The following is a 12599-nucleotide window of genomic DNA, read 5'->3' on the forward strand; positions in this document are numbered from 1 at the left end:
GCCGTTTCATAGCGGTAACATAGGATCATGCTTGATATCCTTCATCGTATCGTCAAAGAGGTTAATGCCGCTTCTGATTTAGAGCAGGCATTGAGCATAATCGTCTATCAGGTGAAGAGAGCCATCGATGCCGATGTCTGTTCCGTATATTTGACTGACTTTGAACGCCGTGATCATGTCTTAAAGGCCACCGAGGGACTATTACCTGATGCCGTGGGTAAGGTAAGACTTCCCTATCATCGTGGATTGATCGGACTGGTATGCGAACGTGCCGAACCCGTCAATCTCGCCGATGCACCAAGTCACAAACGCTATCTTTTTACCAACGAGACCGGTGAAACCTCATATAAGGGATTTCTCGGGGTGCCGATTATCCAGAACCGGCGGGTCTTGGGGGTTTTGGTTGTGCGGCAGATCGAACAGCGCAGCTTTGAAGACAATGAGGTCACTTTTCTATTTACCCTGGCTGCGCAGCTGGCTGGCGCAATAACCCATGCTGCGGCCAGTAGTAACCTGGTCACCCAGAGTGATCTAGCTCCCCCAAAACGATTTCTTCAGGGACGGCCAGGAGCCCCAGGTGTCTCACTCGGGACGGCTGTGGTGGTCTATCCTCCTGCTGATCTGGAGGCGGTGCCTGACAAGCCGGCCAAAGATATTGAGAATGAGGAGGAGGCTTTCAGAACTGCTGTGGCTGCAGTCGTGCAGGATCTGATGGCGATTGAGGATCGTTTTGAAGAGAGTCTGCCTGCCGAGGATCGGGCACTTTTCGATGCCTGGTTGATGATGCTGGGTAGCGATTCCCTGATTGGCAATACGATAAAACTTATCAACCAGGGAAATTGGGCTCCGGGCGCATTACGTGAAACGTTTCAAGAGCATGCCAAGTTATTCGAGAGCATGGAGGATATCTATCTCCGTGAACGGGCTTCGGATGTGCTCGATTTGGGGCGGCGGATTCTGATGCATCTACAGCAGAAGGTAAACACGCTTGAGGAGTATCCTGAAAATACCATTTTGGTCGGGGAGGAGGTCAGCGCGATGCAACTTGCTGAGGTGCCCAGGGATCGACTGGCTGGGGTGGTATCTGCCAGAGGGGCAAGCTTTTCCCATTTGGCAATTCTGGCCAGAGCGATGGAAGTACCCGCTGTAATGGGGCTCAGTAACCTGCCGGTGAGCCGTATGGATGGACGTTTTCTGATCCTTGATGGATATCTGGGGCGGATCTATGTCTCTCCGGCCCCTTCGGTTATCGAAGAGTACCGTCGCTTAGCCATTGAGGACCAGGCGCTCTTCCAGGAACTGCAGGCAGACAAGGATCTGCCCTGTGAAACAACAGATGGCAGAAGAATTCCACTCCATCTCAATACCGGATTACTCTCCGAATTAAGCAGTCATGGTGCTGAAGAGTCGGAGGGGGTTGGACTCTATCGGACAGAGTTGCCATTCATGGTACGCGACAGTTTTCCAGGTGAGGGAGTGCAGGTGGTCAACTATCGCAAAGTGTTGAAGAGCTTTCATCCGCGACCGGTGACCATACGCACCCTGGATATCGGTGGTGATAAACCGCTACCCTACTTTCCAGTGGTGGAATCGAATCCCTTTCTGGGGTGGCGTGGAATCCGCATCTCTCTTGATCATCCGGAGATCTTTATTACTCAGGTCCGTGCCATCTTACGAGCCGCTATAGGCCTGAATAACCTGCGGCTGCTGTTGCCAATGATCAGTAACGTGCAGGAGGTCGATGACGCCATGCTGCTGATACAGCGAGCGCATGATGAGCTGCTTGAGGAGGGTTTTGAGGTGGAAATGCCTCAGGTTGGGGTGATGATCGAGGTGCCGGCGGCGGTCTACCAGGTAGAGACATTTGCACAGCGCATCGATTTTCTTTCAGTCGGTACCAATGACCTTACCCAGTATCTGCTCGCAGTTGATCGAAACAATAGCCATGTGGCGGATATCTACAATGATCTTCATCCTGCGGTGTTGCGAGCGCTGATACAGATAATTGATGGTGCCGGCAAATATGGCAAAGAGGTGAGTGTATGTGGTGAGCTGGCAGGGAATCCGGCTGGGGCAGTATTGCTTTTGGGGATGGGGGTGGACAGTCTGAGTATGAATGGCGGAAGTCTGTTAAGGGTTAAATGGGTGCTAAGATCTTTCTCCAGTTCCAGGGCAAGGGAGTTGCTGCAGACAGCGCTGCGTTGCGAACATGCGGGGGAGGTGACAAACTTGTTGGCAAATGCACTTGAGGAGATGGGCTTGGGCGGATTGATGCGTGCTGGCAGATAACAACGAATAATAGTGATCTGAGGAGAATTTCCGCAACCCTTGCAAGCAGGTAGTCATATACTTCTGACATTATGATTTTTAAAGAGAGGCCATCTCACTGCGACTGAACACGACATAGTTAGTCGCCGGGTTAATAAGATGAAACAGCGAATTGGATTGACCGGCCTGGAGTGGTTGAAGCAATTTTTACTCATCTTTCTGCCTTTTGCAGCAACCCTTGCAATTGCAGCCTATCTACACTACTACACCATTTCCGAAACAGATCGTGTGACGCTTAAGTCTAACGAGTTATTAAATGTGGGGCTTACCCGCAGTATCTTGAATCGCGATCTTTCCAATGTAATCTCTGATCTTATCTTTCTTGCCAGTTATATTGAACGTCAAAGCATTGATAGCTCCAGTCGTCTGCGGAAAAGGCAGGTCGAGCAACTCTTCTACACCTTTATTCGTGAGAAAAGACTCTATGATCAGGTGCGCTTTATCGACAATCAGGGCCTGGAGAAAGTACGGGTCAATTTTTCAAATGGAAATCCAATACTGGTTGCAGACGAGTCACTACAGGATAAGTCAGGACGTTACTATTTTTTAGATGCCATGGCACTTAGCCCAGGGGGTATCTATATCTCTCCTCTAGATCTGAATATTGAAGAGGGAGCTATTGAGCAGCCATTGAAGCCGGTGATGCGTTTTGCCGTGCCTATTTTTGTCGATAATGAGCAGATTCAGGGGATCCTTGTACTCAATTATCTGGGTGATCGCTTGTTGAGCGACTTCGCCAGAGCAGGCGCAAACATCGCTGACCACATCCATTTGCTGAATAAGGACGGATACTGGCTGAATAGCCCAAGAGCTAGTGATGAGTGGGGTTTTATGTTACCCCACAACAAAAATTTTTCGGACCTCTATCCGAGTACCTGGGCGCATGTCAGCAGTTCTGTATCAGGTCAGGTGGTGACCGATGAGGGGTTGATTACTTATGAAACTGTAACCCCGAGAACGGTAGCCTCTCAAATTATGCATGGCTCCGAGAGTCAACAGCTCAGCATGCCGTTGGATGAATTGCGCTGGAAGGTTGTCTCCAGGGTTCCCCTTAAGCGTTTTGCACCGGGCTTTTGGGGTTTTATCAAACAGCATATTCCCCTCTACTTTATAATTACTGTGGTGCTTCTGTTTGGTTCCTGGTTATTGGCCTCTGCCAATCTACGTCATCGGTATGCTCAGCGGCAGAGTGAATATGAGCGTCGCTTTCGGCGAACCCTGGAAGATATGCAGCTGGCTGCAATAACCCTTGATAATGAGTATCGGCTTGTGTTCTGCAATGACTATTTTCTGAAAATGACCGGATGGTCACGACAGGATGTATTGCATGATGAGTGGATTGAACGTTTTGTAAGAGTTGAACACAGGCAGCGATTTCTTCAGACCCTGAAGCGTCTTCGGAGTGAGCAGACTGAACTTCGTGATATAGAAGTGGATGTGGTTATGAAGTATGGCGGCCATCGACGCATCGCCTGGCACCAAACCCCGTCAACCGATTCAGGAGGAAGGATTATCGGTGTTACAGCAATAGGAGAGGATGTAACAGAACGGCGTAAAGCAGAGGAGAAAGTACGCATGCTCTCCCATGCTGTGGAGCAGAGTCCAAGTATCGTGATGTTGACTGATCGTTATGGACAGATCGAGTATGTGAATCCCAAGTTTTCACAAGTTACCGGCTATTCTGCTGGTGAAGTTGTCGGCAAAAAGACCAATATACTCAAATCAGGTGAAACCGATGGGGATCAGTATCAGCAATTGTGGCAAACCGTATTGAACGGGAAAGAGTGGCGTGGAGAGTTTCATAATCGTAGAAAGAACGGCGAGCTCTATTGGGAGTCGGCTTCGATTTCATCATTAAAAAACTCCAAGGGAGAAATCACCAATTTTGTTGCGGTTAAAGAAGATATAACTGAACATAAGCGCCTCGAGCGTGAAGTCGAATTGCAGCATCAGGAGTTGGTTCGGACTCAGGCATTGACGGTTCTCGGACAGATGGCAAGTATGATTGCCCATGACTTAAGGAACCCATTGTCTTCGGTCAAGATGTGTATGCAGTTGCTTGGTAAGCAATCCTCCAATGATGAGAAGGAGTTGTCCACCATTGGTCTTGATCAGATCCGTTACATGGAGAATATCCTCACCGATATGTTGACCTTCGCCAGGCCTGAGGCAGTTAATGTTGAGTGGATAAACATTGAAAAGTTGGTGGATGCGACATTGATCAGTTTGCATAAACGTATTGAAGAGGCGCAAGCTACGATACAAGTGGATTATCAATCAGGTCTGCCCGCCCTGCCTGGAGATGCAAATAAGCTACGCCAACTCTTTTCCAACCTGATTGTTAACGCCTTACAGGCGAGTGAGAGCAGTGCCAATGGTTCCAGCGATATCCGTATCAAAGTGTTTCATGTGATGGGCGAAACGGGTAGCGCGATAGAGGTGTCGGTGTGTGACAACGGCATCGGCATACCCGCTCAAGATAGAGAGAAACTGTTTGAACCTTTTTATACAACGCGCACCAAGGGAACAGGTCTGGGCCTGGCTATAGTCAAACAGATCATTGAACAGCATCAAGGGGCAGTTGAATTGGTGCCTAGTGAGGTGAAAGGTAGCTGTGCCATTGTAACCCTTCCAACGACGCCCAGAGATGAAGAGCAGTTGCACTGAAACGGTCTTGTGTTGATGCCCGACTGAGCGGAATGCCGTACTGAATTGTCGGGACATCAAGGGGCACTTGGTCAGCGTCGTCGTTTTTGACTGCTCATTGGACAGTCATGGGCTGAATCCATTAGGCTACTATTAACCCGGCGACTAAGTATGTCGTCTTCAGGGTTTCAAGCCTGCCCTTGATCAAGGCGCGGCTCGCGCCCCGCAGGAAGTGCCCTTGGGGTGTAGGCAATGGTTGTACCCTTGTCAAGAGCCGTAACACCGAGCAAGGGCAGGCTTGAAACCCCTAACAATATGATTTTTAGAAGACAGGCCGAAGACAACATACTTAGTCGCCGGGTTAATAACATGATAGTTTTTGACCGTTGCGCCAATAATGTCATTTGATGCAGGTTTAATTATTGCCGATTGACAGGTTTCCATCACCACTTGTGTGAATAACCGAGTAGATCATTTTTAATCATGACCAAAATTCTTCTCGTTGATGACGATATTGCGAGCTGTCGTACCTTGCAACTGCATCTCTCCGGACAAGGGCATGAGGTGGCTATGGCTCATAGTGTCAATGAGGGCCTGCAGCTATCAACGACATTCAAGCCTGATCTGGTAGTGCTTGATATACGCATGCCAGGAAAATCGGGTTTGGAAGGATTACCTGAGTTCAAGTCGGCTCTGCCCGGGGTTCGGGTGATCATGATTACAGCTTTTCATGATATGGAAAGCACAATCGAGGCAATGCAAAAAGGTGCTGATGACTACATCCATAAACCGATAGATATCGATGAGTTTGATGGTGCAGTCGAAAAGATGCTGAAAAGTGGTGAAGGGGAACTGGTTGACACAGACAACCACAACTTCTCTTCTCTCTCCATGGTCGGTCACTCCCGGGCGATGAAGGAGATCTTCAAAACCATCGGGATGGTGGCCAAAAGTCCAGCCACTGTCCTTATTACTGGAGAGTCAGGCACTGGTAAGGAGTTGGTGGCCAGGGCAATACACCGCAGCAGCCAGAATCCTGATGGTCCATTTGTGGTGGTGAACTGTGCGGCGATTGTGGAAACTCTACTTGAATCAGATATGTTCGGCCATGAGAAAGGGGCATTCACCGGTGCAGTTTCAAAGCAAGTCGGCAAATTCACCCTTGCAATGAATGGCACCATCTTTCTCGATGAAGTGGGGGAGCTGTCACCGATTATGCAGGCCAAGCTACTGAGGGTGATACAGCACAAAGAGTTCACACCACTGGGTGCTGAAGAGAGTAAAATTACTAACTCACGGATCATCGCTGCGACCAATGTCAATCTTGCTCAGCAGGTTTCTCATGGTGCGTTTCGAGAGGATCTATTCTATCGTCTGCAAGTAGTAAATATACACATTCCACCACTGCGGGAGAGAAAAGAGGATATTATGGGTCTGGTTCAGGCCTTGCTCGCACGCATCAATATCGAGCTTAACCGTAAGGTGGTTAGAATTAGATCCGATGCCCTGGATGCACTACAGAACTATCATTGGCCTGGTAATGTCCGGGAGTTAGAGAATGCTCTGATGAAGGCTGTCGCACTCTGTCCGGCAGATACGCTCACTCTTGATCTATTTCCGCTGGAGATCACAGGGGCTGATAACGGAATGGAAGAGGCGCATCACGATGCTGTTGCTCCGGTCAGTCTTCAAGCGATGGAAAAAGCTCATGTGCTTCGAGTTTTAGAGCTGGTCGGGTGGCACAAGGGACAGGCTTGCGAACTCCTGGAAATATCCCGGCCTCGTCTCAGGCGTATGATACAACAGTATGAATTAGAGCCGCCGCCCGGTTTTGTTTCTGATAAGGAGAATAGTGATTAGGTGCTGCTCTTTTGTAGAGCGCCAACGTACGCCGGGTCTGATCTCAATCTATCTTCAGCGGTAGCGCTAATTGAACAAAATCTGATTTTCCAGCAGTCCATATGCTGAGCGCATGGACTGCTGGAGGCGGGTGATATCTGTCTGGATGACGGCTTTAGAGGGTGCCCCAGGAGTTACGCCGCCGTTGAAATCTGAGGTGGGGAAGAATCAGACCGATAAGAATGCCTGCGATGATTACCCCAGCACCGATCAGAAACCATTCGCGGGTGGCTTCATTGCTCAGGTCGCGATTGTCCTGCTTCAGTTCTTCAACCTCACGGGTCAGTGAGGCGACCTGTTTGACCAACTCATTACGTTCATTGGAGATACGGATGGCATTCGATGCTGTTCGCTGGATACTTTGCAGCTCTTGTTCCTGCTTATCCTTTATTGTCTGCAGACTCTTGTGAGAAGAGAGCAGCTCACGATGCTTTTTCTGTAGGTTCACCAGTTTGCTTCGCAGTTCTCCTGGTGCAGCTTTGAGTTCGTCAATCTCTGTTCGCAGTGTAGAGAGCTGGGTGCGGGCACTGGGCTCTTTCATCAGCTGTCGGGTAAGAACGAACCCCTGAAGGGAGCCAGCACGAATTTTTGTATATCCGGATTCCTTGTTGGTGGAGATGACTTCCACAGCGGTGCCGCTTTTAAGGGTCTTCGTAATACGGTGTGAAATACTCTCCCCGGCACGCATATTGATCTTAAAAATATCTGTAACGTAGAGCGTCTTTGCCTGAGCTGAAATCGGCAACAGGAGTAGCAGTAGGAGCAGAGCTGAGAATTTCTTCATGACAGTATCTGAGTTCTCTTTGACGAAAAGAGGCCATTGTACAACTGAAACTTTCCATTGTTGCCAATTAGGCCACAGAATGTTGGGAAAATGTGGATCATGCACACCAGCGAGGCATCTGTAAACCGTTCATTCCAAATGGTGGACGCTAGCGTTTGAAGGATAATATAGCAGCTCCAGCGTTATCGTCCGAGAAGCAGGAACTCCATCAGGGCCTTTTGCGAGTGGAGGCGATTTTCAGCCTCGTCCCAAACGACGCACTCCGGGGTGTCGATAACGGAAGCGGTTACCTCTTCACCACGATGGGCCGGAAGGCAGTGGAAAAAGAGTGCATCACTGGCAGCTTGAGCCATTAGCTCATCGTTGACCTGGTATTTTGAGAAGGCCTTTTCCCGTAGCGCCTGCTCCTCTTCCTGCCCCATGCTGGCCCAGACGTCAGTTACCACTAGATCTGAGCCTGTCGCTGCCTCCAGGGGCTCACGAATGATTCTTGCCCTTTCACCAGCAGCCTGCAGAATTTCAGGATCCGGGTCATAGCCTTCCGGGCAAGCAATGTTCAGATTGAAATTGTACTGTCTGGCGGCATTGATATAGGAGTGGCACATATTGTTGCCATCGCCAATCCAGGTTACGGTCTTGCCTTCGATATCGCCACGATGTTCGGAATAGGTCTGCATATCGGCCAGTAGCTGGCAGGGGTGATAACGATCGGTTAAAGCATTGATTACAGGCACTTGGGAGTGAGCGGCAAAGCGCTCCAGTTTCTCCTGTTCGAAGGTGCGGATCATGATGATATCGAGCATTCGGGAGAGTACCTTGGCGCTGTCCTCAATCGGTTCACCGCGGCCAAGTTGGGTGTCGCGGGGTGAAAGAAAGAGGGCGTGACCGCCCAGTTGTGACATACCCACTTCGAAAGAGACTCGTGTGCGTGTAGATGACTTCTCAAATACCATGCCCAGGTTTTTGCCTTTCAGAGGCGTATGAATCTCTCCCCGATGCTGCATACGCTTCAATTCGGTGGCGCGACGAATCAAGGCTCGAAGTTCGTCGCTGGTGAAATCGAGAAGGGAAAGAAAGTGCCTGGTCATACTCATCTGCCTTTAGGATTGGTTATCTGAGAAAATCAGCAACCAGGGTGCTGACTTTTTCGATAATCTCTTCACACTCTTCATCACTGATAATCAGTGGTGGTAGAAGACGAATTACATTGCCCGCGGTTACATTGATGAGCAGGCCCATGTTGAGGGCGCTACTGACCAGTTCGCCACAAGGGCGATCCAGTTCAATACCGATTATCAGGCCCTTGCTGCGGATGGTCACGACCCCGGACAAGTCGCCCAGTTCAGATTCAAATCCTCTCTGGAGATGCTGGCCTAATTGAGCCGCCCTCTCAGAGAGATTCTGTGATTCCATAACATCAAGTACTGACATTGCGACACGGCAGGCCAATGGATTACCGCCGAAAGTCGAACCGTGATTTCCAGGCGCTAAAACTTCGGCTGCTGCTCCCCTTGCCAGGCAGGCGCCGATTGGCATGCCATTGCCCAATCCTTTGGCCAGAGTCATCACATCGGGCAAACTATTCTCATGTTGGTGAGCAAATAGTTTTCCAGTGCGGCCAATGCCTGTCTGGATTTCGTCGAGCATCATCAGCCACTGGTGTTGATCGCAAATTTCACGAATACGTTTCAGGTAGTCAGGGGCTGGGATGTTGACACCGCCTTCACCCTGGACAGGCTCAACGAGCACTGCAACAACATTGTTGTGGTGCTTGGCTATTTCAGTGATCGCTTCAATATCGTCGTAGGGTACCCTTACAAAGCCCTGAACCAGGGGTTCAAAACCAGCCTGAACCTTGCGACTGCCTGTGGCAGACAGGGTTGCCAGGGTTCGACCATGAAAACTCTGTTCCATGACGATAATTGCGGGATTTTTTATCTCTTTTTTGTTGCCGTATAGCCGAGCAATCTTAATTGCAGCCTCATTCGCCTCAGCTCCTGAATTCGCAAAGAAGGCTCGCTCCATGCTGGCGAGAGAACAGAGTCGAGCACCAAGTTTTTCCTGCAGTGGTATTCTGTAGAGATTGGATGTATGCAGAAGCGTGTTAGCCTGATCGCACAGCGCCTTTGCTATTTCGGGGTGGGCATGACCAAGACCGCAGACTGCAACGCCAGTAACCGCATCAAGGTATTTGTTTTCTTCGCTATCCCACAGCCAAGCGCCTTCGCCGCGCTCAAAAGCGACGGGCAAGCGTAGATAGGTTGTCATTAGAGAGTCGGCCATCCGCAACCCCATAAACAAAAAAGCATCCTAAAAAGGACGCTGGTCTGAAAAAAGCCCAATTTTTTCTAAAGAATAGGGCCGATAATTTTCGCCTGATTGACGGGCAATCAGCAAGTATACCTTGTAATGACGAATTTTCAAAGTACTGGGATTTTCTGCCAGTTCGGTTTTGATATAGGGTTGCCCTTAATTTTTTAATTATCCACCTCGGTTAACCCATATTCCTCAGTTGACCGCTGATATCTTGCGTAATGCTATGATATGCCATATCAGCCTGAAAAGTTTTTTTGTTCAGACTTATGTGTAGGTAGATGGAGTATCGCTAGATGTCAATTGCGCTGAGTTTACACTTACTGGGTGTCATTATCTGGGTTGGGGGGATGTTCTTTACCCATGTGGTATTACGTCCAGTTCTGAATAAAGAGTTGGAGCCTCATCACAGACTGCCTCTGTTGCTAAAGATTTTTGACAGTTTTTTTCCATGGGTCTGGGGGGTGGTGATCATAATTCTTGCCAGTGGCTACTGGATGCTGTTTACCCAATATGACGATGGCGCCAGTTTCTGGTTGAATAGCATGACCGTGATTGGCACAGTGATGGCAGCTATCTTTATCTTTATCTACTCCATTCCTTATCCTCAACTTGAAGCTGCTTTAAAGGGTGATGATATGCCCAGGGCGGTTGCGGCGATTTCTCTGATTCGACAATTGATATTGGTGAACCTGGTATTGGGGGTGTTGGTCACTCTGGCTGCTATGTTTGGTAAATATGGAGTGCTTTAAGGGCACAAGCAGTTAATAGAGGTGCCCTTAAGTCCGTGGTGATTTCTGGTTAGTATGCTACCCGTGACCAATTCATATCGGTTTATGGGGCTGCGATCTCTCTTTTATTGTCAGATAGAAGCTATCCACCCAATGCAGACATTGGGCGAATGATAGCGCTTGGAGCTTCAACAAAATGGTGCTTTAAAGGTTTTCTTGAAATTGCCTGGCGGATTGCCTGTTGAATCTCTTGATCTGAGGCGCCATTACGCATCATTGAACCCAGAGGCAGCTTCTCTTCCTGACCCAGGCATAGATGCAGGTCTCCATTCACAGATAGACGCACACGGTTACATGTATCGCAAAAATGTTGTGATTTTGGCGTAATAAAACCGACTACCAATGAGCTGTTATCGACTCGATAGTAGCGAGCTGGGCCACTGCCGTGGAGGGCGGTTGATTGTAAGTCGTAGCGCTTTTTCAGACGCGTTTCAATCTCAGAAAGTGGCATGTATTGTTCAGATGCAGTCCGGCCTGCGTCACCTACAGGCATGGTCTCAATAAAGCGTAAAGTTAAATCTTGTTCGATACAGTAGTCGATCATGGCTTCTACGTCATCATCATTGATGCCTCGCATGATTACCATGTTGACCTTGATGGGCGAGTAACCACAACTCCTGGCGCGTTCAATCCCCTCTAGCACTGGTTGTAGATGACTGCCTGTAATTTCGTGAAATTTATTTATATTTAAAGTGTCCAGACTGATGTTCAATCGAGAGACACCTGCCGCTTTCAAGGGTTTTGCAAACTGGGAGAGTCTTGAGGCATTGGTGCTCAGGGATAACTCATAGATACCGGAGATGTTTGAGATGCGTTGTGCGATTTCTACAACCTCCTTGCGCACCAGAGGTTCGCCGCCCGTTAGCCGAACATGTCTGACACCAAGCAGAGCGAACTGTTTAACCAGTCGTTCAATCTCATCACAGTTTAGCCAATCGTTCGGAGTTTCGAATGCTCTGTGGCTGCGGGGAAGGCAATAAAAACAACGGAAATCGCAGCGATCAGTAACAGATAACCGCAGATATTCGATATGTCTTCCATATGAATCGCTTAACATGACTCTTTTCCGGTAGATGGTAGGTAGGGATTCATCCTAGTTTGATTGTGACATTCTGGCAGTTTTTTATCCTTCAACAACCCTCTGATGCTTGAACCACTAAAGGGTATCTTACTCATTAAACGAACACCAGTAACAAAAGATCCGGTGAGCGTTTTCAGGAAAGATAGCGAAAACTTATTCATAGGTTTCTGTTGGATCAAAGCCCTTAGGAAGTGCATGGGCAATACCCTTATGACAATCGATACAGGTTTGTTGAGGCTTCTTTCCATCAACCGCATCCCAGTAGTGTGGGTCGTGTTGATCGGCGCTTCGAGGTGTCTGTTTGTCTAAGTCCATGGAGATGAATTTGTGGCAGTTGCGGCACTCCCTTGAATCGGTTTTTTTCATGGAACGCCAAACATTCTGTGCCAGCTCCAGACGCTTGGCCTCAAATTTTTCTGGGGTATCTATAGTCCCCAGCATCTTATGATAAAGCTCATTGGATGCCTGAATTTTACGCACTATTTTATGCACCCACTCTTTGGGTACATGGCAATCGGGACAGGTGGCCCGTACACCGGTTCTGTTGGTAAAATGAACGGTCTCTTGTAATTCCTGATAAACCGTTTCCTCCATCTCGTGACATGAAATACAGAAGGCTTCGGTATTGGTCATCTCCATTGCGGTATTAAATCCACCCCAGAGCACGATACCGGCAACGATGCCAATGGCGACCAGGAACAAACCACCTTTTTTCTTACTTTCACTCATTATTGCACCAGATTATTTTCGATTACTG

Annotated in this window: 9 protein-coding genes; 4 read left to right on the forward strand and 5 right to left on the reverse strand. The window is 48.8% G+C overall.

Annotation, left to right across the window (positions count from 1 at the left end; translation table 11 throughout):
• Nucleotides 1-27 precede the first annotated feature (27 nt).
• From ptsP to AC4IE7_RS02610, 3 genes are all read left to right on the forward strand, one after another.
• Nucleotides 28-2289 (forward strand): phosphoenolpyruvate--protein phosphotransferase, encoded by a 2262-nt coding sequence (gene ptsP / locus AC4IE7_RS02600; protein WP_490775242.1) that lies wholly within the window; start codon nt 28-30, stop codon nt 2287-2289.
• Nucleotides 2290-2427: 138 nt separating this feature from the next.
• Complete coding sequence (locus tag AC4IE7_RS02605) at nt 2428-4995, forward strand: PAS domain S-box protein (protein WP_490775243.1); 2568 nt, start codon at nt 2428-2430, stop codon at nt 4993-4995.
• 462 nt (nt 4996-5457) lie between these two features.
• The gene (locus AC4IE7_RS02610; RefSeq protein WP_490775244.1) at nt 5458-6834 is read left to right on the forward strand and encodes a sigma-54-dependent transcriptional regulator; all 1377 of its coding nucleotides are present in this window, start codon (nt 5458-5460) and stop codon (nt 6832-6834) included.
• Between the two features lie 154 nt (nt 6835-6988).
• Here AC4IE7_RS02610 and AC4IE7_RS02615 read toward each other — a convergent pair whose 3' ends face one another.
• From AC4IE7_RS02615 to AC4IE7_RS02625, 3 genes are all read right to left on the reverse strand, one after another.
• Nucleotides 6989-7657, reverse strand: a complete 669-nt coding sequence (locus AC4IE7_RS02615) for a TIGR04211 family SH3 domain-containing protein (protein WP_490775245.1) — start codon at nt 7655-7657, stop codon at nt 6989-6991.
• Nucleotides 7658-7839: 182 nt separating this feature from the next.
• On the reverse strand, nt 7840-8745 hold the full coding sequence (argF, locus tag AC4IE7_RS02620) for an ornithine carbamoyltransferase (protein ID WP_490775246.1): 906 nt from the start codon (nt 8743-8745) through the stop codon (nt 7840-7842).
• A 22-nt stretch (nt 8746-8767) separates the two neighbouring features.
• Nucleotides 8768-9940 carry an aspartate aminotransferase family protein gene (locus tag AC4IE7_RS02625; RefSeq protein WP_490775247.1) on the reverse strand — a complete coding sequence of 391 codons (1173 nt, stop codon included), beginning with the start codon at nt 9938-9940 and terminating at the stop codon, nt 8768-8770.
• Nucleotides 9941-10266: 326 nt separating this feature from the next.
• On the opposite strand from AC4IE7_RS02625, the gene AC4IE7_RS02630 reads away from it, so the two are divergent.
• On the forward strand, nt 10267-10722 hold the full coding sequence (locus AC4IE7_RS02630; protein WP_490775248.1) for a DUF4149 domain-containing protein: 456 nt from the start codon (nt 10267-10269) through the stop codon (nt 10720-10722).
• A 121-nt stretch (nt 10723-10843) separates the two neighbouring features.
• On the opposite strand, the gene moaA is transcribed toward AC4IE7_RS02630, so the two are convergent.
• Together moaA and AC4IE7_RS02640 are read right to left on the reverse strand one after the other, a co-directional pair.
• Complete coding sequence (gene moaA, locus AC4IE7_RS02635) at nt 10844-11818, reverse strand: GTP 3',8-cyclase MoaA (protein WP_490775249.1); 975 nt, start codon at nt 11816-11818, stop codon at nt 10844-10846.
• Nucleotides 11819-11995: 177 nt separating this feature from the next.
• Nucleotides 11996-12571, reverse strand: a complete 576-nt coding sequence (locus tag AC4IE7_RS02640; protein ID WP_490775250.1) for a NapC/NirT family cytochrome c — start codon at nt 12569-12571, stop codon at nt 11996-11998.
• Nucleotides 12572-12599: the final 28 nt, after the last annotated feature.

This window comes from Candidatus Thiodiazotropha sp. AKAK3, assembly GCF_058244645.1.